The organism is Nostoc sp. KVJ20 (assembly GCF_001712795.1).
Taxonomy (GTDB): domain Bacteria; phylum Cyanobacteriota; class Cyanobacteriia; order Cyanobacteriales; family Nostocaceae; genus Nostoc.
In genome coordinates this window covers 15,335-38,841 of the sequence record NZ_KV757639.1, presented here as the reverse complement: position 1 = coordinate 38,841, position 23,507 = coordinate 15,335, and the positions used below count along the sequence as shown (strand labels likewise).

Below are 23,507 nucleotides of genomic sequence, written 5' to 3'. Positions count from 1 at the left end.
TGCCCCATGCCCTATTCTCTAACTTGCTAGCGCTTCCTGAATGGCATTGTTGTAAATAACGCGTCCAGGAGTTGTGTATATATACTGTGAAAGTACATTGCCTTTAGCGTCTTGTCTGACTCGACGGAACTTATAGAGTAATGTGCGAGTACCATCCTCGTTTTCCGTCACTTTCACCGGTTCTGTATCGGGTTGGTCTGATTCTATTTCACCGTCAAACCTTACGTAAATATAGGTGTGCAAGTCAATTTGATCTTGCTGGAAAGCCATAATTACGTCCTCCAACGAGGAATAGTAATTTCCTGCCCCTTTAGTTGCACCAGGATTTTCTGCTGTTAAATAATAGGCTCCCAACACCATATCTTGACTGGGCGTGATGATGGGTTTACCTGTGGCTGGTGACAAAATATTGTTAGAAGCCAACATCAACAACCGCGCTTCAGCCTGACTTTCTAACGATAGAGGGACGTGTACCGCCATTTGGTCGCCGTCAAAGTCGGCGTTAAACGCCGGACAAACTAGAGGATGCAATTGAATCGCTCTACCTTCTACCAAAATTGGTTCAAAAGACTGAATACCCAAACGGTGCAAAGTTGGTGCCCGGTTTAGCATTACAGGGTGTCCTTCAATCACCTCTTCCAACACATCCCAAACACTGGGATCATTGCGGGATATCAGCTTTTTTGCAGCTTTGATGTTATTCACCATACCGCTACGAATCAGGCGGTTAATCACAAATGGTTGAAATAGTTCAATCGCCATTTCTCTAGGCAAACCGCACTGGTGAATTTTCAGCTTTGGCCCGACCACAATTACCGAACGTCCAGAGTAGTCAACTCGTTTACCTAACAAGTTTTGTCGGAAACGTCCTTGCTTACCCTCAATAATGTCGGACAAAGATTTCAGGGGTCGGTTATTTGCCCCTACCACAGTGCGTCCCCGACGACCATTGTCAATCAAAGCGTCCACTGCTTCTTGCAGCATCCGCTTTTCGTTCCGCACAATAATCTCTGGTGCCAAAATTTCTTGCAAGCGTGCCAAACGATTGTTCCGGTTAATTACCCGCCGATACAAATCATTCAAATCGCTAGTAGCAAACCGTCCGCCATCTAGTTGCACCATTGGCCGCAAGTCGGGCGGAATTACGGGAATAACTGCCATTACCATCCACTCTGGTTTAGAACCAGTAGCGATGAAGTTGTCAATCACCCGTAGTCGCTTAATTAGCTTGGCTCTCTTTTGTCCCTTGGCGTTGCCAATTTCTTCGCGTAGGCTTTCGGCTTCTTGTTCCAAATTGATATCGGCAAGCAAACGCAACAGCGCTTCAGCCCCAATACCTACCTCTACGCCTTGCAGCACAGAATCTTCGCTATAAATTTGGTCTTCTATTTCCAACCACTGGTCTTCACTCAGTAGTTGTTTGTAAGTTAAAGTTTCGGCATTACCTGGACTCAGGACAACATAAGAGTTGAAATAGACAATCTGCTCGACATCCCGCAAGGGCATATCCAACAGGATGGAAATATAGCTAGGAATACCCTTGAGATACCAAACGTGAGCTACTGGTGCGGCGAGTTTAATATAGCCCATGCGGTGACGACGCACCCGTGACTCGGTGACTTCTACACCACAGCGCTCACAAACAATACCTCTGTGACGAACTCTCTTATACTTGCCACAATGACATTCCCAATCTTTCGCTGGGCCAAAGATGCGCTCACAAAACAAGCCATCCATCTCTGGCTTGAGAGTTCGGTAGTTAATTGTTTCTGGCTTGGTAACTTCACCGACTACTTGACCATTGGGCAATGTTCTCTCGCCCCACTGGCGAATGCGTTCAGGGGAAGCCAAGCCGATTTTTACGTAGTCAAACTGATTAGTTTGGGCAGGTCTCATACTTAATTCGTAATTCGTAATTCGTAATTCGTAATTAACAATTTCTAATTCGTAATTAACAATTTTTAATTCGTAATTCGTAATTAATTCTTCAATTACGAATTACGAATTATCAATTACGAATTATTCGTCGTCTTCCAGCGATTCGCGGGAAAGAGATTCGTAAGTTGGTCGAGGAGGTGTGCGACGGGCTGATTGGTCTGCCATCAAATCGACTTCCACATCTAGGGAACTGCCGTCCGTTTGGGTTTCTACCTTGTGTACAGCAATATCTAACCCCAATGATTGCAACTCGCGCATTAGCACTTTAAAGGATTCTGGAGTTCCAGGACGAGGAATTGCCTTACCTTTAACGATCGCATTTAACGCTTCATTCCGTCCTTGCATATCGTCAGATTTAACTGTGAGCAATTCCTGTAAGGTGTAAGCCGCACCAAAGGCTTCCAATGCCCACACTTCCATTTCTCCAAACCGCTGACCACCTTGTTGTGCTTTACCACCCAAGGGTTGCTGAGTCACCAGTGAGTATGGGCCTGTGGAACGGGCGTGGATCTTATCATCTACCAAATGCACCAGTTTCAGCATGTAAGCCACACCGATGGTAATTGCTCGGTCAAAGGGTTCACCTGTCCGACCGTCATACACCATGATTTTGCCTGGGTTATCTGGGTTATATACCCAGTCTTTCCCTGTTTCGTCCCGTGCTTCTTGCAATTTGCCATGCACGATTCGGCGGGATGTCTCTTCACCGTACATTTCATCAAAGGGAGTAATCTTAAATCGGACTCCCAAGGTTTGACCAGCCCAACCCAACAGGCACTCAAATACTTGTCCGACGTTCATCCGACTGGGTACGCCCAAGGGGTTAAGTACAATGTCCACTGGTGAACCATCGGGCAAATAAGGCATATCTTCCGCCGGTAATATCCGAGAAATAATCCCTTTATTACCGTGGCGTCCTGCCATTTTGTCGCCAACTTGGATTTTGCGTTTTTGAGCAACATACACCCGGACTACCATATTGGCTCCTGGTGGCAGTTCATCGCCTTGTTCACGAGTAAACAAGCGCACATCAACTACGCGACCTTTTTCACCGTTTGGTACTCGCAGGGAATTGTCCCGCACATCCCGTGCTTTTTCACCGAAAATGGCCCGCAACAATTTTTCTTCTGGCGGTTGGTCAGATTCACCTTTTGGTGTGACTTTTCCTACTAAGATATCTCCAGCTTCTACCCATGCCCCAATGCGAATGATTCCCTGTTCATCCAACTGACGTAAGGCATCTTCCCCGACGTTGGGAATTTCTCTGGTGATTTCTTCTGGCCCCAGTTTGGTCTGTCTAGCTTCAATTTCATATTTTTCAATGTGAATTGAGGTGTAGACATCATCTTGTACCAGTCTTTCAGAGATTAAAATCGCATCTTCGTAGTTGTAGCCTTCCCAAGGCATATAGGCAACCACGATATTTTGTCCCAGTGCCAATTCACCGCCTTCGGTGGAGGAACCATCAGCCAATACCTGACCAGCAACAACTCGCTCACCAATGCGGACGAGAGGTTTCTGATTTAAACAGGTGTCTTGGTTTGAGCGTTGGTACTTGGAAAGGGTATATCTAATCTCGGAGGTGTTAGGTTTGGGGCGGACGCGAATTTCTGTGGCATCCACATAAGTGACATCGCCATCAGTACGCGATACAATTACCATCCCAGAGTCTCTTGCTCCTTGCGCTTCCAAACCAGTACCCACCAGCGGTCGCTCTGGTTTGAGCAGGGGTACTGCTTGCCGTTGCATGTTCGATCCCATCAGCGCTCGGTTAGCGTCATCATGCTCCAAGAAGGGAATCATGCTGGTTGCTACCGATACAATCTGTACAGGAGATACTGCTACGTAGTCCACCTGCTCTGGTGTTGTGGTAGAAAATTCTTGACGATAACGGACTGGCACTAATGGCCCAATAATGTGCCCGGTTTCATCTACAGGAATATCTCCCGGAGCAACCCGCAGATCGTCTTCTTCATCGGCTGTCATGTAGGCTGGAGGCAGATCAAATCTGACTCGCCCATTTTCTACAGGTCTAAATGGTGTTTCTAGGAAGCCGTACAGGTTAACCCGCGCATGGGTTGCTAAGGAGCCAATCAATCCGGCGTTGGGGCCTTCTGGTGTCTCAATGGGGCAAATACGTCCATAGTGACTAGGGTGAATATCCCGCACCGCAAAACCGGCGCGTTCACGAGTTAAACCACCAGGACCAAGGGCGCTCAGACGGCGTTTGTGGGTCAGTTCTGCGAGAGGATTGGTTTGATCCATGAACTGACTTAATTGGCTGGAACCAAAGAATTCTTTAATTGCTGCTACCAATGGTTTAGGGTTCACCAAGGAAGCAGGAGTTAGGACTTCAGCATCGGATACAGTCATCCGTTCCCGAATGATTCTCTCTAAGCGGTTTAAACCGACCCGCACTTGGTTTTGCAGCAATTCCCCGACGCTTCTCACCCGACGGTTGCCTAAGTGGTCAATGTCATCGATATTACCGATGTCATATTCTAGATTGATCAGGTAATCTACGGCTGCCAAGATATCGCCAGCAGTCAACACGCGCATCGTGTCGGGAACAGAAAGGCGCAATTTCTTGTTGAGCTTGTACCGTCCGACGCGACCAAGGTCATAACGTTTTGGGTCAAAGAAACGAGAATCTAGAAGTTGTTGTCCACCTAATACTGTGGGTGGTTCACCAGGACGCAGTTTCCGATATAACTCCATCAGGGCTTCTTCTTCAGAAAACTGCCCTTCTTTTTCGATGGTTTTTTGGAAATATTCGGGGTGGCGTAAGGCATCGAATATTTCGTTGTCTGATAACCCTAAAGCTTTTAGAAGTACCTGCGCTGATAGTTTGCGGGTTTTGTCGATGCGTACCCAAACTAAATCGTTACGGTCTGTTTCAAATTTCAGCCATGCTCCCCGGTTAGGAATTAAGCTAGCTGAATAAGTACGTCGCCCGTTTTTGTCGATTTCTGATTTGTAATAAACCCCTGGCGATCGCACTATTTGATTGACAATTACCCGCTCGGCTCCGTTAATAATAAACGTCCCGCGATCGGTCATCAAGGGCAAATCACCAATGAATACCTCTTGCTCTTTGATTTCCCCGGTTTCCTTATTAATCAACCGTGTGGGAACATACATTTGGACGGCATAGGTGCTATCCCGCCGTTTGGCTTCTTCAACGCTGTACTTTGGTTCTTTGAGTTTGTAGTTATGACCTAAAAAGTGCAGTTCTAATTTGCCCGTATAATCTGTAATAGGACTAAAGGAGTTAAGTTCTTCTATCAGCCCTTCTTCCAAAAACCAGCGAAAGCTTGACCGCTGGATTTCAATCAAGTCGGGCAATAGAAAGGCGGGTTCCATATATGTTTCTTTAGTCATGCCTCTACCTTTGTCAACCTGGTTAACTTTTCCCTTGGACACTGCTCTTTAACGCTTCCCACTGCTAGCCAGTGTCCTTAGCTGTTTGGGAACTTTTTATTACACACTTGTTGTTTACAGGTGTGGACAAACGCAGCGATTAAAGCTGGCTGGAATGAGCATTTTGACAATGGAGTAATCGCTCTTAAATAGGAAATGTGGGAGCAGAGGAGCAGGAAAGAAGTTGCTGAAAGTCTTTCCACTCTGCACCCCACACCTCATCCCCAATCCCCATTTCAAAAAGAATATGCTGAGATATTCCTGAGTTTGATCTACTTTCCTCACTTCCCCTCCAAAAAGCGCGTTAATTTGCTGACGCAGCTCCATCCGGTGTGTCTTCAGTCCACCCCGCTGTTTATACTCTCAGTGATATCCTAGATATCCTAAGACTGAGGGGATGATCCGTACCTTGTCGGTTTTGAATCAGAATCACTTTATTTTGCTGAATTGTACTCACAAGGCAATTTTGTTTAACGATTTTCAATAGGTTCAATACACACCAAGCCGATGTTGTGCAAAAGTCTAGCTCAATTTGGATTGGCACGGTTAGTCATGTGTGGAGAGCATCCGCTTGTAGAGATTGGGAGGATGGCCAAGCCATAACAGCACGGAAAATTCAGACGAAAAGTTTTAGGTTCCTTCCTTTATCATTATGGCGCAAGCAAAATGTTTTTGAGGGAATAATATTAGCATATTTTTGTCCCCCTAGAGTTATATTTTTTTAGCACAACTTAACAAAATATACTAGGGCACACCTGATATTGACAAACCAAATAATTCACAGGCATTTTGGGTGGTTTGATGGGCGATCGCCTCTACCGTTTCCTGACGCAGTTTAGCTACTTGCTCGGCTACATAAAGCACGTAAGCAGGTTCGTTGCGTCTCTCACCCCGTTTCGGAACTGGGGATAGGAAAGGACAGTCTGTTTCAATCAGTAGGCGATCGCTATTCACCATCACAGCTGAGGATTGGATCGCTTTGGCGTTTTTGAACGTTACCGTTCCGCTAAAGCTGATGTAAAAGCCCAAATCCAGAAACCACTGAGTTTCTTCTGGTGTTCCTCCCCAACAATGCATGACACCCCGCACTCTTTCTCCTTTGAGTTTTCGCCATTTTTGCAACACTTCTCTGGTTGCCACAGCAGCATCGCGGCAGTGAATAATCACTGGTAAGTTGAGTTCAGATGCGATCGCCAACTGTGACTCGAACACCATGTACTGTTGCTCGTAGTTATCAGCTTTGTAAAAATCCAGCCCCATTTCTCCAATGGCCACTACATTCGAGTCAGAACTAGCTAAAGTTTTGATTTTCTCGGCTGTCTCGCTATTCCACTTATCAGCATCTAAAGGATGTAATCCAACAGCAAAGCTGATTTCGGGAAACTCTTGGGCTATGGATTGAATACTGGAAAACTCCTCTGGGTGAACACAGGAATGTACTAAACGCACTACACCTGCTTCTTGCCACCGCGATCGCACTGTTGCTAAATCCGGCTGGAAACTATCAAAGTTGAGATGTACGTGTGTGTCTATCAGTTGCATCTTTTGTCCTTTGTTGTTTGTCCTTCGTCATTTGTTTCCGGAGTTTTGTACCCTGTTGGGCATGGAGGCAGACGATACCGACGGAACGCTGCAAATAGCTTGCTTCCCATTAAGGGTAAGGGGACTCGGTAAAGCTACGCTATCGTTGACAGTCGGCGCTCAGACTTCTGTTTTTGTTTTGTGACTAATGACAAAGGACAAATGACCAATGACTACTCAGCTGTTTGTATGAGGGGTTTTAATTTGTGAGCCAATCTTGACTTTTTCCTTGCCCCATTATTGGGGTGAAGGACACCCCGTTTGATTGCTTTATCGATTTTGCCGTAAGCTTCGGATAAGCGAGCCTGTGCTTCTTGTTTTAATTCTGGGGTAGGATTAGCTGTACAGGCAGCTACAGCATTAAAGTATTTCTTCATCAGCGTCTTGACTGCTGATTTGTAAGCTTTATTACGCAGTCGGTTACGTTCTGCGATTTCGGCACGCTTGAGAGCAGACTTTGTATTCGCCACAGTCAATTCCAAAAATACTATTAATTATGTACACACACTACTAGACTTACTAATATAGCATCCAAATTGCCAATGTTATAATTTCCTAAAAAAATTCTCTTTAAACACACTGGCTACCAAGAGTGTATGGAGTATCAGCCACTATCCGCAACTTCAAATTGTAAATCAGCGGGTTGTGCTAAACGCTTTTCATCCTCCACCCAAAAACTTAACAACCAGTATAGTAGTGAACTATCTATAACCTTTCTTAAATACCTACCCTGCAAAGGTGGGGAGTGGGCATTGGGTATGGGGCTATTTCTCCCCATCTCCTATTCCCTATTCCCTACTCCCTACTCTCTATTCCCTTTATTTCCCCATACCTAATTGTTGAGCTTTTTGGTAAACTTTACCCTCAGTTAATAGGGAAGGCGCAATCACAACTTCCACTTGTTGCATTTCTTTAATATTTTTAGCTCCCAAAGTGCCCATACTCGTCTTTAAGGCTCCTAAAAGATTGTGAGTGCCATCATCTAGTCCGGCTGGGCCAATGAGTATTTGCTCTAAGCTACCGGTTGTGGCAACGCGAATCCGGGTGCCACGGGGTAAGACTGGACTGGGAGTCGCCATACCCCAATGATAACCTCTTCCTGGGGCTTCTTCGGCTCTGGCAAAGGGGGAACCAATCATCACACCATCGGCACCGCAGGCGATGCATTTGCAAATGTCGCCACCGGTGATTAAACCGCCATCAGCAATAATGGGGATATAGTTGCCGGTTTCCTTGTAGTAATCATCTCGTGCTGCTGCACAATCTGCGATCGCAGTCGCTTGTGGCACACCCACACCCAATACGCCACGGGACGTACAAGCGGCACCAGGCCCAATTCCCACCAGTACTCCAGCTGCTCCAGCTTTCAACAAATTCAAAGTGACTTCATAAGTCACACAATTTCCCAACACCACTGGGATAGGCATGGAACGGCAAAATTCTGCTAAATCAAGTGGTACCAAAGACTCTGGTGACAGATGTGCAGTAGAAACTACCGTAGCCTGCACAAAAAATAAATCTGCCCCAGCTTTTGCCACCGCCTCACCGTATTTACTTGCACCGGCTGGAGTTGCACTTACCGCCGCAATCCCACCTTGTTGTTTAATTTCCTGAATACGTTGTTCAATTAATTCCGGCTTTATTGGTTCGGCATAGAGTTCTTGCATTAAGGCAACAAAATCATCTTTCCCCACAGAGGCAATCCGATCTAATATTGGCTCTGGGTCAGCATAGCGAGTTTGAATCCCCTCTAAATTGAGGACACCTAATGCTCCTAACTGTGACAAACGTACAGCCATACGAACATCTACTACGCCATCCATTGCACTGGCAATTATCGGGATTTCTCGCTCAATATTGCCAATACGCCACTTAGTATCCGCCAAACTAGGGTCTAGTGTTCTGTTACCGGGGGCTAGAGCAATTTCATCTATTCCGTAAGCTCTGCGAGCTGTTTTTCCCCGCCCAAGTTGAATTTCCACGCTTTAAATTTTCTCAAATCTGTTTAAGCTAGGGTATCAAATTGTGGGAGAACTTGGGGCGTTTTTTTCCCCGAACTATACTAGACTACTCCGAACAGTCCAGGCTGCTGTGTTGTTTGAAGGTTAGTGTTGCGCTAGTTTTTCAAAAATTATACTTTGATGTGTCTGTTCTTACTGAGTTGATGTCAAGATTATTGGCATTAGTTCTCTTAATTTGCCTGTATTGACTTAGGTCAAGATCATGCAAATTCCCATAAATGCCACCAACTTGGAATAGTTTGTCTTATTTCATCTCGATAAAGTTTTTGAATTTGAAAATTTTCATTTCCAAAATCCCAAATTTATTTACCGTTTCTTTTTCGCAGCATCGACACCAGTGTAACCAGTTGCTAACCAAATTATCGCTCTAGCTCCATCACGAATAGATTTTTCGATAGATTCAGGGGGGTTTTCTGAAGGAACTGGCACTGGTTTTAAATAAATACCCCGACTACCCAAAATAATTTCGCCGATGACACAAGCCCGACGCATGTGGAAGTCTGAAGTAATTAAGTAAACGCTCTTGATGCCACGAGCTTGCAAATCATCCACCAACGTAGTAAAATTAGTAACTGTATCTACTGCTTCATAATCCAAGTGTAAACGTTTGGGATCAATACCAGCTTTGGTAAACACTCGTTGGGTGAATGTAGGTGGACTACCGCCAGTAATCCAAATCGGTATATTTGGATGCTCACTAACAAACTTTGCTGTAAACTTCTCTCTCTCTAAACGTCTCGTTGAACCACCCAACACTATAACTGCTTGCGGCTGTACAAATTGGTTTTGTACTTCTTTGTATCCCCACCACACGAATAGCGGTAGGACAAAAGCCATAAAACGAAAAGATTTACCTGTAAAGAGTAGCTTATTCAAGGCTCAATAACTTAATTTACTCAGTCCAAAATTTTCTCTGTCTAGAAGAAAAAACAATTGATAGTAGATTAGCAAACTTCCAAAAAATCTGCCCAAATATAATAAATTTGGTCGATTTTTTCGTCGCAGCGCGATTAAGCGTGCTTAAAGTTTTACCTCTAATTGATGGATTATCCTAACCTGTATCGGACGATTCATCAAAGGGTTGTAACCACTTTATCTAGTTCTTCTCGATTGCATAGAATAGAGACTAATAGCAGGTGCACAAGCAAGGCTGTGCTCCGATGAATTGTTATATGTTAATTGCCTGAATAAACGGGACTGGTGCGACTTGAACGCACGACCTGACGCTTAGGAGGCGTCCGCTCTATCCAACTGAGCTACAACCCCAACTGCGAAGCATATATAATTATAGCAGTAGTTTTAGTCAGACTGCCAACAATTATCCCAAGAGCCGCCGCCTACTTCTAAACCACAAAGAAGACTTTCTGCTTTGAGAATTATTTGAGATTTTCTTCCATTCAGTTCTCGTAACTCTAAATTTAGCTTTCCTTGCATAGTATCTCGGCAACAGTATCTTAAACCTTCTGCTGTGGGCGCACGTAGAGGTGTACCAGATAGATTGGTGGTTCCTGTCAATTCAATTTCGTAATGAGAGTTACTAGCTTTCATTTGCCATCTACCCCAAGGCTGAATTTCCCACTCTACTTTTGAATTCCAGGGAACGAATTCATAAAACTTGCCTTGATAGTGCAGTCCAATCATCGCTACAGATTCCATCCACCACAGCACGCCCCGCCGCCCACCGCCAGCAGTTAATGCTAAGTCGGGTTCGCCTTCAAAGAAATTACAATTTATCCAAAACCATTTTTGAGGAAAAGCACCACCCCAATTTTTCTCGCTGTAGGCTGGGGCGTTGGTGAATTCGTAGATTTTGCCATTCCAGTCAATCTTTCCACTGGCTAAACCATGAGCCATCAAAATTTGCCATCCGGGTTCAAAAATCTGCAAGAACGACAGCCAGCCTGCGGTTGATTGCTGAATGCTGTTTTGATTTCCCCAACCGTATATTGGTTGAATTTCATACTCCCAACGGCAATAATTATTGGTAGCGCGATCGCAAATTATTCCCTGGTTCAAGGTGGCTGTAGCTTGATAGCCTTCTTGTACATGATGCTTAAACTCTGCTGGAAGGAGGTATAGGGGAGAAACTTGCAAATTGGTTTTACCCCAATGACCTAAACCCAGGACATCCCGACTACCCCAAAATTTGTTGACATCAGGAAAAGTACGGCATAGATACTCATCATCTGGCCCTAGTATTTGAGCTGCACCACCGCTGTGGGGTTTATCGCCGATGGGGTCTTCAATGGAGTACATAAAGGCGAATGTTTGTCCAATTTCCGGTAACGTGACGCGGTAATACCAGCCTTCAAAGAAGCGGCGACTACTTCCATCCCAGTGATAACCAGAATGAGGCGTTTGGGTTGATTGAAGGAGATTTAGGGGAATAGTTAACATATATCTATATAGTTGCCGATTTTTTCAGTATGCGCGATGACCTCGATATCAATCATGCTTATGAAATTCTGGGGCTGGAACCCGGTGCATCTCAAGCACAGGTGAAGCGAACTTACCGTAAACTGGTGAAAATTTGGCATCCCGATCGCTTTGTTGATCAAAAGCAAAAACAGGAAGCTGAGGAAAAAATCAAATCAATCAACGCAGCTTACAATAAGCTCAAATCTGAAAGTCCATCTGAGCCTCCCATTCCTGAAAATCCATCTTCATCTTCGCCTAAAAATCCCACAAAAATATCTGTCAATCGTTGGGATGCAGAAACTTTCTATACTTTAGGAGTAGAGAATGCTACAGAAGGAAGATATGAGGATGCGATCGCAGATTTTACCCACGCAATTCGTCTCAATCCTCACTACGTTGACGCGTATAAATATCGTGGACTAGTTTGCTCACAATTGGGATACGAATATAGAGCCGCTTCAGATTTAAATAAAGCTGCTCAAATAGAACAAGAGTTAAGAAATCCGGGGAGTACACGTAGATCGCGCTCACCTAGATATGTATCAAAGCCTAGACCTCTGGTAGAAAGATTTTGTCAGAGGATAAAAAGTTTACTGAGGCTAAATCGGCGTTGGAGATAAGGTTTTACCCATCAGGTGACACCTTAATAACATCCATCTTTGGGACACTCTTTCTCTTGATTAAGTATTAACTTCCTACAGATAGAGCCACTTGCTGATCTCAGAGGTTATCCTGAGAATCACCAACAGTCGCGTAGCAAATAAAACCCAACATTTATCAGCAACATATATTTTTCAATTGAGTAAAACCTCTTGTTTTTACAAAACTTTAGTTTGTCAACATGATATCGAGGAGTGAAATCAATAGCTATGCCTATTCCCAATGAACGCGAAAGCCAAAACAGTGAATTTAAGCAAGAATCTTACACTGATGCTAATGGTAATACTCACACTGACTTGACGCAAACCACTGAAACCGTAAAGAACAGCACAGTTAATCCAAACTCTTTCAGTAACGGTTACGTACAAGGTAGAAATACTGAGCGTAGCAATCAGCAGGCAGATTTAGCCCAGCGTGATGAAAACAATGTTAGTGGTGGTTTAGTGTTGGGTATTATCATTACTTCCCTGCTTGGTTTGGTTATAGGTGGAGTTTGGTACTTCAACCAGCAGAATAACGCAGCCGTTGACAAGACTGTACCAGTCGTGGTTCCTGTACCGAGTAATAGTAGTGCAACCCCCAGTGCATCTCCTCAACCACAAACGACGATAATCGAAACAATTAGAGAAGTACCTGTTCCTATTCCTGTTCCACAACAGCAGGCTACACCTCCATCTGCACCTCGCCAACCGGATATTAACATTACCATTCCACCCCAGCAGCCTGCGGCAGAAAAAGCACCTTCTGTAACTCAGCCAACTCCCAATGCGACACAGAGCCAGACCACGAGTCCATCTAATAACACTCCGACTTCGCAGAGCGATACTTCTCCCAAGAATGTCGCTCCAGACACGACAAGTGATACCTCTAAAACTACTCCACCTGCATCTAATAGCGGTTCTTCTACCGCAGGTGATGCTACTACAGGCGGAGGCGGTTCTGCTCAATAACGGCTTCTGAACTTTCAGCCCACTTGATAATGTTGGTATTCACGCCAATACGCAACAAGTGGGCAGTTTTTAAGCAATATTTTTGAATTATTGCGATAAATTAATGCTGTTAAAGTTTAGTAAACGTGTCTTGTAGCTAAACAAACACGATGCTAGATTAAGAGCAAGGTACAAACAGGTTAAAAGTTAAACAAAAACTTTCAAGTTAGAGCCTGTGCCTCCTGCTCTAATGTTCTTGCGATCGCTCTTTATGGTTGTGGCATCCATTGAATGTGTTTTTGCCTTGAGTTCAATGAGTTGTTTTGGAGGTTTTAGAACGCACAGCCAGAAAATGCCTACCTAGTTGAAATGTAAGGATGTGCAATTCTGAGTAGAGCGATCGCGAATGCTGTCCACCTTAGTTGAGTTAGTTATTTCTGAATTCTCCAATCTTCAAGAAACCGCCCCAAGCTGCTGATACCTATCCATCGTAGCTTCTGGCGGTTTCTGCTTTGAGTTCATTAAAAAATTCAGAATTGTTAATGACTAATTAAGGTAATTACAGTTACTTCTGGCGGACAAAATAAACGTCCTGGTTTATAAGTTCCTAAACCACGATTGACATATAGTTGATTTTCTTCTATCTTGTGAAATCCTTGCGCCCACTCCCAATATCGCACTACTTTCGAGCAGTCTCCCAGAAAAAATGTTACCCAACGCCGCAATTTTTTAGGAATTTGTTTGAGTAGCTTTTTGTAATAAAGTACTAGGGGGCCAATGCCCGGAATTACGATGTGACCACCGTGAGTATGACCAGATAGTTGCAAATCTACGCGCCATTGTTGCAATATCTTGGCTGTATCTGGGTTATGGGATAAAACAATACGGGGTATAACAGAATCCAGTTGATTCATGATTGGTGCGGGGTAAAATTCCCGTGACCAATAATCAGCTAGTCCCACAAGTGGTAATTCTTTTCCTAGTGGATAGGCGATTTCATTCCAAAGCACATGCACCCCAATGCTAGTTAAAGCCTGTGTAACTTCTGCTTTGGAGTGGCTGTAATAGATATCGTGGTTGCCGAGTACGGCGTAAATACCACAGCGACTCTGCAAATGTTTTAATCGAAGCACCAGTTGGTGAATTGGCATGGGGTCGTCAGTTACGTAATCACCAGTTAATAGAATTAAATCTGGTTCAGCTTCGTTAGTAACTGCGATCGCTTCTTCAAGCATATCTTCCGATAGCCGCAAACCATCGTAGTGAAAATCTGACAACTGCACTAGCGTTGTACCTTGTAAAGATGCAGGAAGTTGTGCAATCTTAACCGTTATTTTATCTACTCTTAAATGTCCCGTAAACAACCAATGCATAAGGCAACCGAGACTCCTCATACCAGCGCTTACAGCTTACCAAAAATCAAAATGTAACTTGATAAAATGCAATAATTTATGTCATCTACTGTAGATACAATTAATTCATTGATTTCATTTATGTATGCCAGGTACTCATTAGCCAGAATACCTGCTGTAATTGCATTCTTTTATATTGAATTTTGAATTAGCTTACTCACCTTGTAGGGTGATTATAGTAACTTCTGGGCGGCAAAATAAGCGTCCTGGGAGGTAAGTTCCCAAACCACGATTGACATATAACTGATTTTTTCCTAGCTGATGAAAACCCTGTGCCCATTCCCAATGGCTGACTACAGAAACATTTACTTCCAAAAATGGGAATCGACGTCGCACTTTTTTGGGTATTTTTTCTACAAGTTTCTCGTAAAACAACGCCACAGGGCCAATTCCGGGAATCACGATTTGACCACCGTGAGTATGACCGGATAATTGTAAATCGACTCGCCATGCTTGTAATATCTCCGCAGTATCGGGGTTGTGCGATAAAACGATGCAGGGTGTGTCGGGGTTTAGCTGGTTCATAACTGGTGCGGGGTGAAATTCCTGTGACCAACTATCCGCAAGTCCAACGAGTGGCAATTCTTTTCCTAGTGGATAGGCAATTTCATTCCAAAGGACGTGAATTCCAATGCTAGTTAACGCCTGTGTAACCTCTGTTTTTGCGTGTTTGTAATGTATATCATGATTGCCAAGAACAGCATAGATACCACTGCGACTTTGCAGATGTTTGAGTCGAAGTACCAGTTGGTGAATCGGCGTCGGATCGTCAGTTACGTAGTCACCAGTTAATAGAATCAAATCTGGTTCAGCTTCGTTAGTAACTGCGATCGCTTTTTCTAACATATCTTCCGACAGCCGCAAACCATCGTAGTGAAAATCTGACAACTGCACCAACTTCTTACCTTGTAACGATGCAGGCAACCCTGCAATGTTAACCGTCAATTCTTCTATACTCAACGGCCCAGATAACAACCAGTGCATAAGACGTTCAATAAACTTTAATCATAGCGCTTACAGCTTAACTAAACATCGTCGGTTTGTGTGCAGCGACCAGTCCAACTTATTGAAAATTTTATGAAACCTGTAGATTTTATAGTATTTATACTTATTAAACTCAGACGTAACTTTGCTGTTAATTTAGTATACTGTATTACATACTACCGCATTGATCCAAAATACTTAAAGCTGTTTATGCCATCACCATTAGAACCACAATTCATCCAGGATTTTACCCACTTTGAGCAGCACGTAGCAAAACTGATCCATAAAGCAGATTGGACTGTTGAAACTGCAAAGACCAATCAACCTGGCTATGATCTAGTGGTCAAAAAAGGAAATCTAGTTGGTGTTGTTCAGGTTAAATGGCTAAAAGGTAACGTAACAGCGCCGCAGCTTTTAAAGTTTGCTGACTTTTTAGATTCTGACGAAGGCAAAAAATTTAATTTTGGTTGGTTTATAACCACAAAAGGATTTGGCGGCCCAGCATTGGCATTAATGAGAACCTGGGGTAAAGATACTAGAATTCGTTGTGGGATTGCCCATGAAAATAAGCTTGTTGGGATTGATGGTGATTCTGTCATTGGTGGCAGAAGTAATCCTGAAACTACCGAAGAAATTACACCAAAAAAAGTTTATTTTGGGATTTTTACCTGTAAAGGTGGAGTAGGGAAAACAACTGTAGCAGGACATTTAGCGGGAGCATTAGCGCTGCAAGGATTTAATGTGGCGCTTGTGGATTTAGATCCAGAACAAAATCTGCAAAAATTAGTAGGTGATGGTGTTTTTGTTCCCAATCCTAAAGGTGTAGGAACAACTATTCAAGTGTTTAATGGAAATGATTGGAATGAAGATGCTGCCCGTGACTGTCAAATAGTAATTTGCGATTGCTCACCAGCATTAGAGCGTAATCCAGGAGAGCTAGTTAAGCGATTAGATTATTGTATTATTCCAACAACCTTTAATCCACTGGGAATAAGCAAGCATGGTAAAGTTATTCAATCAACTGTGACAGATATACGTAAAATAAATCATGAAGCTCATTTATTTGTACTAGTTAACAACTTTAAAGATCCTGGCATTAAGCGTTTAAGACTTTTAAAAGAAGTCTATTCTAATGCTTATAAGGAAATTAGCAAAATAGATAATAAATTTCATTGTATAGATCCAGAAGAAGTTTGTATTCGCACTAGTGACCTACTTTACTACTGGGGTATACATATACTCGAAAATCCAGAAAATCCTGCCAGTAGATTAGCTTTTGATCTGGTTGGTGGAAGGTGCTACCCGCGTGAAGATTTTATCAACTTAGCAGATTATATTGAAAGAAAAGCTGGCATAGGAATTCTTAGAGCTAATTAACACTCTTAAAATAACATTTATACTTAGCGATCGCTAATCTTCCTACCTGTCGAATTTTTAGCAATATCTGTGCTGAAAATGAAGGCTTTACTGACTTTTAAACACTCTCTAAGCTGTAACATAGCCTATTAGTGGGTATTGAAGACGCGATAAATCGCCGTCTCTACAAGTGTTTTGGTCTTATCTGAACTGTAATAGCCTATTAGCTAGCGCTAATTTTGATTATTTTATTACAATCAAAAAAATAACGCCTACCTGTAATTACGGAGACGCTATTTTTTTAATTTAATTCACAGTTAAAAATAGTTAAATGAATTTGCGAAATCTTTCTCATTGATTTACCGCAATTTTACTTTTATACAGCACTGCGGTTGGTTAGTAAATTCCACAAGAAAACTGCGACAATCGCACCAAGAACTGCTACCGCAATGCCTGGAATGCTAAGACTAGGAGCTGCTAAAGCTAAGGTTCCCGTACTGAAGAATACACCTAAACTACCGCCAACAAAAGCACCGATGATTCCTAACACAATTGTTCCTAGAATTCCACCGCCTTGATGACCAGGATATATAGCTTTTGCGATCGCACCAGCAATTAGACCTAAAACAATCCAAGCAAGAATATTCATTGTTGTTAATTTTGGTAAACGTTTTTGACCGACAAATACATATTAACTATCTTCATCTCTGACTCAATCTACCATCAGAATTAATTATTAATATCCATAAGGAATAGTTTAATTACTACTAAGTTTTTTCAATATGATCCAATTGAGATAGATAATCAATAAAAAAAGCTCCTAGTCGGTCTTTAACTAGGGGCTTATCAAACTATTGCTTGGTAATTGCAGTATACGCATTTTTAATTAGCTCTCTCCTCTACTAGAAGAATTAAGCTAAGTTTTTAGAGACTGTCTCTAAAGTAATGTAAAGGAGGCAAAATCAGGCGCACACGATTAGAAAAGCTAATGCATCGACCTGTATTGTGAATAAGGTAGCTCTCAATACGGTTCGGATAAGCACTCTTCATCTGTTATCTGGGCTGGGAAAAGGGTAAGGGGAAAAGATAAAAACCTCGCCCTTTGTGGGTGAATTGTTTATTCCTTTCCCCTTTTCCCCTCGTTTTTATCTCTGTATTTTTTGAAATCGCACTAGTACAGTTTGGCGTAAATCAGCCACCCATTTTAAATGTCTGAAACCTTTGCAAACAATTAATTACGAATTACGAATTACGAATTACGCCTTGCGGTACTAGTAGCTATTAAGACACTGGAATCTCTATGACAAATTCTGTTCCTTCGCCAAGCACAGAATTGCAACTCAACCGCCCGTTATGGGTTTCCTCAACGATTTGACGAGCGATCGCTAATCCTAATCCTGTTCCTTTCCCAACCTCTTTAGTTGTAAACAGGTGGTCGAAGATCCTGGCTCTAACCTCCTCTGACATCCCTTGACCGTTATCTTTGATGTAAATTGTTACCGTGCGCTCGTCACTGGATACTTCGGTGTGAATCAGTATTTGCTGATGATTTGCTTGGGCTTGAGCAAAAGAAAGCCCGCTAATGGATGTATCTAAGGCATCAATGCCATTAGCGAGGATGTTCATAAACACTTGATTTAGTTGTCCCAAAAAGCACTTAACAGGTGGTAATTTTCCATATTCGGTGATGACTTCGATCGCTGGACGTTTTTCGTTAGCTTTGAGGCGATACTTCAAAATCAACAGGGTACTCTCAATCCCTTCATGGAGATTACAAGCAACTTTTTCGGCTGTATCGGCTCTGGAAAAGGTGCGAAGACTGGTACTAATGTCTTTAATCCGTTCCGAAGCCACCTTCATCGAACTTACTAGCTTTGGTAAGTCTTCAATCAGAAATTCTAGGTCAATTTTTTCGCCATGCTCAATGACTGCGATCGCTGGAGTGGGATGATGTTGTTTAAGCAATTGAATATGGGCAAGTAAGTCTTGAGTATACTCTTCGGCATTATTGAGACTACCTTCGAGAAATCCTATGGGATTATTAATTTCATGTGCCACCCCTGCAACTAAATTGCCCAAGGTTGCCATTTTTTCGTTTTGCACCATTTGTAGTTGGGTATGCTCAAGTTCTTGCAGCGATCGCTTTAGTTGATCGGCATAATTCTGAGATTCTTGATAAAGACGGGCATTTTCTAGAGATATGGCGGCTTGGGAGCATAGCAGTTGGATGACTTCAGTGCGATCGCTCGTAAATACACCAATTGTCAGCGGATTTTCTAGATACACCAGCCCAATGATTTTACCCTGGTTTAATATCGGCGTACACAACACACTCTTAGGTTGTTGCTGAATGAAATATGGATCGGCGATAAAATCAGTTTTTGCTGTTGCATCATCCAGCACAACGGTTTTTAAGCTGTGTTTGACAAAGTTTACTAGTGTAATCGGAATGCCTTCGCTGATTGATAATGGTACAGATAGTAGAGTGACTCCTTCATTGATGGTGGCTACGGCTTCAACTGTTAAGTTCTCCTGTTGGAGTACAAGTAGGGCAGCTTTTTGTGCCCCAGCATTTTCCATTATCACTTGCAAGAAAATAGTGAGTAATTGCTCTAATTTAATTTCACTGGAGAGAGCTTGTGAGGCTTTAAGAATGGTAGCCAAATCGAGGGCTTCAGAAATACTGCTACTAGAAAGATTTGTGTGGATGGTTTGATGTGGAAATGATGATGTATCGATGGTTGATCTCAGTTGCAAGGGATTAAGCTGCTCTTGTAAGATGGGAACCAGGAGTTGGGGATAGCGTTTTTCTAAGTCTTCGGTTTTGGCTTTAGCACCCCAACGAGCGTAGCAGTAATAAGCTTCTTGCATATAAGTTTGGGCGATTTTTTCTTTGCCCCAGTCGAGGTATAACTTGGCAGCCAACTCATTGCTCAAGCCTTCTTCTTGGATATATCCGTTTTCTTTAGCTAGAGTTATGGCGCGATCGTACAGTTCCATTGCTTTGTTTTTTTGCTGCAAAATCCGATGCCGTTCTGCTTCAACTAAGTAAAATTTGTGTTGATGATTCATTGGGGCATGATGCGCCCATTTTTTCAGCTTTTTCTGATGGGAAGTTACTTTTTTAAGAATCTGTTTTTGCTGGGCAGTTGTTGCTGTTGGATAGAGAATTAATTGGGTTAGCGCCTCATAAAAATAAACTATTGGTACAATTGCCGCCGATGTTACCCCATCTAAATAGGTCATTGCATGAATTGCGGCTTCAGATGCTCCGGTATAATTTTCAAACAGGTAGCAAAGTATGAGTTCATTGGCATAGCTAAAACTCAATCCAGTGCGATCGCCTGCTTGCTGTTGTAAAGGGCGAATAGTTTGTGCATCATAAACATCACCTGATAAGTAATTAGGATTAGTAGACTGTCCCAACAAATTCAAGATGGCTTGACGAAATGAATTAATATATGTCTGAGGTTTTTCTTGTTTAAAATGGCTGTAGACTTCAGCATAGTCACCCATCTGTTTTTCTAACTCAGCCAATTCCTGCCCCATCAAGTATCCATGAAAACTACAGCTATAGCTAGCCCAAGCTGCATATTCAATATCTCCTGTTTCTAAACCTACTTGATAGGCTTCAGTTAACGGTGCGATTGTGTCTTTAAGGGGTTGATGCCAGTGATTAATAAATGTTTGAACAATGAAGAAGGTTCTAGCTTTTAATTCTTTACTATGAAATTTTTCGAGGACTTGCAATGCTAATTGACCAAATTCATAACCTGTCTCAATATTTCCCAGAATGCCACACTCAATTAATCCATACCAGGCATAGCCAAATGCAGATGCAGCTGCATTGCCGTACTGCATCGATAAATTGACTTCGCTCAAAATTATTTGTGGCAATAAATCTGGACGAGCAATATAAGCCGTTGAATTCGTACTAGCTAGAATTCGGATTGCTGCCAGTTGTTTGTCCCCCGTCATGTCAGCTAAATCAATTAAACTTAAAGGAGATTTACCTAAAAATCTTAATTTGGTTTTAGCTAAACTTAATAAATTTTGCGTTTGATTCGCTTGATGAGATAGTTTTACGCCTAAGAGATTTAGCAGTGCGATCGCAGTCCGAATTGAATCATCAAAACGACTCTGAGCTAAATAAGATTGGATTTGAATCTCAATCGATTTAACCCGATCTAGTAAAGCTTTAGCATGGTGTTGCACTTGCTTAACAAACTCTTCTACCTGGTCAAATTGACCCATGAGATAGGCTGCTGAAGCAGCTTCTTCATATAATGCTAATGTGAGTGAATACTGTTGTTGCCAGCTATCTGTTCTCAATAGCTGAATACCACAATTAATATATTCGATCGTATTAGTATAAGCCGTGGATAGTTTGGCTTTTTGACCAGCTAGCAAATTTAACTGTGCTAATTTATCTCTGTCAGACTGTCTAGTGATTAGCTTTACACCAATATTCAACTGATTAACAATCTCAAAAATTCTCTCTTCCTGCTTTTTAATAGGTATTTTGCTTAATAGCAGTTGACCAATTTGCAGATGGATGGATTGTTTTTTATCCTCTGGAATTAATGCATAAGCTGCTTGTTGAACGCGATCGTGTAAAAATTTATAGTTTACAGTTAGCGAACTTTGTACTAAATCCTGTGTTTCTCGCCCGACATAAAATTTGTAAACTTCACTTTGTGGCAGAATTAATCCCTCTTGTAGTGCTTTCCAGAGGGATGTTGCGGTTTCAGTCTCGGAATTTTCAGAAACAATCGCCAATGTTGCTAAGTCAAATTGATTACCAATACAAGCTGCTAGTTTCAAAATATTCTGTGTTGATGCTGGCAATTTTCGCAACTGTAATACCATAAAATCAACCACATCGTCTGTCAGAGCTAACGCCTTTAACTGGGCAAGATTACATTGCCAACTTCCGGTCTCTAAATCAAATTTAATTAGCTGGTCTTCATGCAAAGCTTTGAAAAACTGTGTACTAAAAAATGGATTGCCCTTGGTTTTTTGATATACCAGCTGTGTTAAAGATTGTGTGTTTTGTAGTGAACATTTTAGGGTATCAGCAACCAGTTTATTTAAACTTGCTTCACTCAGAGGAGCTAATGTAACTTTGTTAATAGTAGCATTAGCTTTAGCAATCTCATCTAATGTCAACATTAATGGATGAGCAGCAGACACTTCATTATCTCGATAAGCTCCAATTAATAACAAATATCCTTCCTTGGACTCATTCATTAGTAACTGGATTAACTTCATTGATGCTGAATCTGCCCACTGCATATCATCTAAAAAAATGACTAGGGGATGTTCTTTGGTAGTGAATACTTTAACAAACCTTTGTAATAACAAATTAAACCGATTCTGTGCTGCACTTGATGACAGTTGCGTTGCAGATGGTTGTTGACCAATAATTTGTTCTAGTTCTGGAATTACCTCAAGAATGACTTGCCCATTTTCACCCAGTGCTTGTAAAATCTTATTTTTCCAAGTTGACAAATGGGCATCACTTTCACTCAGCAATTGCCTCATTAAGTCTCGAAACGCCTGGACAAAAGCAAAGAAGGGGATATTACGATTAAATTGGTCAAATTTGCCTTTAATGAAGTAGCCTCTTTGCCGGACAATGGGTTTGTGAACCTCATTAACAATTGCAGTTTTACCAATACCAGAAAAACCAGCCACCAGCATTAGTTCAGTTTGGTTGTTGGTAACACGGTCAAAGGCTTTTAGCAGAGTTTCAACTTCATGCTCACGACCATAGAGTTTTTCTGGGATAATAAAGCGATCGCACACATCACGTTGAGCAATTGGGAAACTTGCAATTTTCCCCGTCTCCTTGAGTTGAGCCAAACAATTTTCTAAATCATATTTCAGCCCAAATGCACTCTGATATCGGTCTTCGGCATTTTTAGCCATCAGTTTCATCACAATGTCACAGAGAACTTGAGGAATCTCTTCCCTATTCCCTGTCCCCTCTCCCCTGTCCCCTAAAAGGGGTGGAAGTTTTGCAATGTGACAATGTACCAATTCCATCGGGTCTTGCGATTGAAATGGTAATTGCCCTGATAGTAATTCGTAAAAAGTTACACCCAAAGAATAAAAATCAGTCCGGTAGTCAATCCCCCGATTCATCCTTCCAGTTTGCTCTGGAGATACATAACCGAGTGTCCCTTCTAGCACATTAGGACTCATAAGAATTTGAGTTTCCCGTGGCAGCAGAGATGCAATACTAAAGTCAATTAACTTAACTTCTTTAGTTTCTGGATTAATTAAAACATTGGCGGGTTTAATATCTTTGTGAATGATCCGATGACGAATTAGAATATCTAATGCATTACACAGTGCGATCGCAATTCGTAAAAATTCCATCAGAGATTCTACCCTTACCCCCACTCCCCATTCCCTACTCCCTACTCCCCATTCTTTAAGAGAAATTCCCCCAAAGTCTTCCATCACTAACGCATAGCCATTTTGATAGGGTTCCAGACTATAGGTTTGGATGATTCCAGGTATATTCAAATTTTTGGCGATGGTGAACTGATTGCGAAACTGTACCAATTCGCTGAAGCTGGGATAAGCAGTTTTCATCAGCTTAATCACCACAGATTTTTGATCAGTTTCTCGATTAGCACGATAAACTAAGGTTCGAGAACCATTGTAGAGTTCTTCGCTAACGTGATATCCGGGAATGCTGACCATAGGGCTTAATCTTTGAGACCTCAGTATTTAGGTTTCCCAAAAACATGGCAATACTTACAGATAGCGTCTTCTCT

At 42.3% G+C, this 23,507-nt stretch carries 15 protein-coding genes and 1 tRNA gene; 3 read left to right on the top strand and 13 right to left on the bottom strand.

The genetic code is table 11. From position 1 onward, the window contains the following. Nucleotides 1–18 precede the first annotated feature (18 nt). The 9 genes from A4S05_RS20830 to A4S05_RS20790 form a co-directional block, all read right to left on the bottom strand. Entirely contained in the window at nt 19–1,896 is a 1,878-nt protein-coding gene (locus A4S05_RS20830; protein ID WP_069071712.1) for a DNA-directed RNA polymerase subunit gamma, read from the bottom strand. A gap of 123 nt (nt 1,897–2,019) precedes the next feature. Further along, nucleotides 2,020–5,319, bottom strand: a complete 3,300-nt coding sequence (gene rpoB / locus A4S05_RS20825; protein ID WP_069071711.1) for a DNA-directed RNA polymerase subunit beta — start codon at nt 5,317–5,319, stop codon at nt 2,020–2,022. 783 nt (nt 5,320–6,102) lie between these two features. Continuing rightward, entirely contained in the window at nt 6,103–6,900 is a 798-nt protein-coding gene (locus A4S05_RS20815; protein ID WP_069071709.1) for a TatD family hydrolase, read from the bottom strand. A gap of 212 nt (nt 6,901–7,112) precedes the next feature. Next, nucleotides 7,113–7,409, bottom strand: a complete 297-nt coding sequence (gene rpsT / locus A4S05_RS20810; RefSeq protein ID WP_069071708.1) for a 30S ribosomal protein S20 — start codon at nt 7,407–7,409, stop codon at nt 7,113–7,115. 134 nt (nt 7,410–7,543) lie between these two features. Continuing rightward, entirely contained in the window at nt 7,544–7,717 is a 174-nt protein-coding gene (locus tag A4S05_RS41780; RefSeq protein WP_176727052.1) for a hypothetical protein, read from the bottom strand. 40 nt (nt 7,718–7,757) lie between these two features. Beyond that, nucleotides 7,758–8,921, bottom strand: coding sequence for a GuaB3 family IMP dehydrogenase-related protein (locus tag A4S05_RS20805; RefSeq protein ID WP_069071707.1), 1,164 nt, complete (start codon nt 8,919–8,921; stop codon nt 7,758–7,760). A gap of 345 nt (nt 8,922–9,266) precedes the next feature. Next, entirely contained in the window at nt 9,267–9,797 is a 531-nt protein-coding gene (locus A4S05_RS20800) for a YdcF family protein (protein ID WP_069071706.1), read from the bottom strand. 355 nt (nt 9,798–10,152) lie between these two features. Continuing rightward, nucleotides 10,153–10,226: transfer RNA gene (locus A4S05_RS20795), tRNA-Arg, on the bottom strand. Between the two features lie 33 nt (nt 10,227–10,259). Next, the gene (locus tag A4S05_RS20790) at nt 10,260–11,357 is read right to left on the bottom strand and encodes a tocopherol cyclase family protein (protein ID WP_069071705.1); all 1,098 of its coding nucleotides are present in this window, start codon (nt 11,355–11,357) and stop codon (nt 10,260–10,262) included. A gap of 29 nt (nt 11,358–11,386) precedes the next feature. On the opposite strand from A4S05_RS20790, the gene A4S05_RS20785 reads away from it, so the two are divergent. Both A4S05_RS20785 and A4S05_RS20780 read left to right on the top strand, forming a co-directional pair. Beyond that, nucleotides 11,387–11,998 (top strand): J domain-containing protein, encoded by a 612-nt coding sequence (locus A4S05_RS20785; protein WP_069071704.1) that lies wholly within the window; start codon nt 11,387–11,389, stop codon nt 11,996–11,998. 249 nt (nt 11,999–12,247) lie between these two features. Beyond that, a complete protein-coding gene (locus A4S05_RS20780; RefSeq protein ID WP_069071703.1) occupies nt 12,248–12,988 on the top strand; it encodes a hypothetical protein in 741 nt (246 codons plus the stop codon). 518 nt (nt 12,989–13,506) lie between these two features. Here the strand turns inward: A4S05_RS20780 and A4S05_RS20775 are convergent. Continuing rightward, entirely contained in the window at nt 13,507–14,340 is an 834-nt protein-coding gene (locus tag A4S05_RS20775) for a metallophosphoesterase (RefSeq protein WP_069071702.1), read from the bottom strand. Between the two features lie 192 nt (nt 14,341–14,532). Continuing rightward, nucleotides 14,533–15,363, bottom strand: a complete 831-nt coding sequence (locus A4S05_RS20770) for a metallophosphoesterase (RefSeq protein ID WP_069071701.1) — start codon at nt 15,361–15,363, stop codon at nt 14,533–14,535. A gap of 93 nt (nt 15,364–15,456) precedes the next feature. Between A4S05_RS20770 and A4S05_RS20765 the strand changes: the two genes are divergently transcribed. Beyond that, nucleotides 15,457–16,740 carry a nucleotide-binding protein gene (locus A4S05_RS20765; protein WP_305121579.1) on the top strand — a complete coding sequence of 428 codons (1,284 nt, stop codon included), beginning with the start codon at nt 15,457–15,459 and terminating at the stop codon, nt 16,738–16,740. Between the two features lie 355 nt (nt 16,741–17,095). On the opposite strand, the gene A4S05_RS20760 is transcribed toward A4S05_RS20765, so the two are convergent. Both A4S05_RS20760 and A4S05_RS20755 read right to left on the bottom strand, forming a co-directional pair. Continuing rightward, nucleotides 17,096–17,368 carry a GlsB/YeaQ/YmgE family stress response membrane protein gene (locus tag A4S05_RS20760; RefSeq protein WP_069071700.1) on the bottom strand — a complete coding sequence of 91 codons (273 nt, stop codon included), beginning with the start codon at nt 17,366–17,368 and terminating at the stop codon, nt 17,096–17,098. A 632-nt stretch (nt 17,369–18,000) separates the two neighbouring features. Further along, on the bottom strand, nt 18,001–23,433 hold the full coding sequence (locus A4S05_RS20755; protein ID WP_069071699.1) for a trifunctional serine/threonine-protein kinase/ATP-binding protein/sensor histidine kinase: 5,433 nt from the start codon (nt 23,431–23,433) through the stop codon (nt 18,001–18,003). Between the last annotated feature and the right edge of the window lie 74 nt (nt 23,434–23,507).

Excerpts from the sequence above, each read along its gene's own strand:
- A4S05_RS20815 (WP_069071709.1), bottom strand. The coding sequence starts at position 6,900 with ATGCAACTGATAGACACACACGTACATCTCAACTTTGATAGTTTCCAG.
- A4S05_RS20770 (WP_069071701.1), bottom strand. The coding sequence starts at position 15,363 with ATGCACTGGTTGTTATCTGGGCCGTTGAGTATAGAAGAATTGACGGTT.
- A4S05_RS20830 (WP_069071712.1), bottom strand. The coding sequence starts at position 1,896 with ATGAGACCTGCCCAAACTAATCAGTTTGACTACGTAAAAATCGGCTTG.
- A4S05_RS20785 (WP_069071704.1), top strand. The coding sequence starts at position 11,387 with ATGCGCGATGACCTCGATATCAATCATGCTTATGAAATTCTGGGGCTG.
- A4S05_RS20755 (WP_069071699.1), bottom strand. The coding sequence starts at position 23,433 with ATGGTCAGCATTCCCGGATATCACGTTAGCGAAGAACTCTACAATGGT.
- A4S05_RS41780 (WP_176727052.1), bottom strand. The coding sequence starts at position 7,717 with ATGGGGAGAAATAGCCCCATACCCAATGCCCACTCCCCACCTTTGCAG.
- A4S05_RS20800 (WP_069071706.1), bottom strand. The coding sequence starts at position 9,797 with ATGGCTTTTGTCCTACCGCTATTCGTGTGGTGGGGATACAAAGAAGTA.
- A4S05_RS20775 (WP_069071702.1), bottom strand. The coding sequence starts at position 14,340 with ATGCATTGGTTGTTTACGGGACATTTAAGAGTAGATAAAATAACGGTT.
- A4S05_RS20790 (WP_069071705.1), bottom strand. The coding sequence starts at position 11,357 with ATGTTAACTATTCCCCTAAATCTCCTTCAATCAACCCAAACGCCTCAT.
- rpoB (WP_069071711.1), bottom strand. The coding sequence starts at position 5,319 with ATGACTAAAGAAACATATATGGAACCCGCCTTTCTATTGCCCGACTTG.
- A4S05_RS20780 (WP_069071703.1), top strand. The coding sequence starts at position 12,248 with ATGCCTATTCCCAATGAACGCGAAAGCCAAAACAGTGAATTTAAGCAA.
- A4S05_RS20760 (WP_069071700.1), bottom strand. The coding sequence starts at position 17,368 with ATGAATATTCTTGCTTGGATTGTTTTAGGTCTAATTGCTGGTGCGATC.
- A4S05_RS20765 (WP_305121579.1), top strand. The coding sequence starts at position 15,457 with ATGAAACCTGTAGATTTTATAGTATTTATACTTATTAAACTCAGACGT.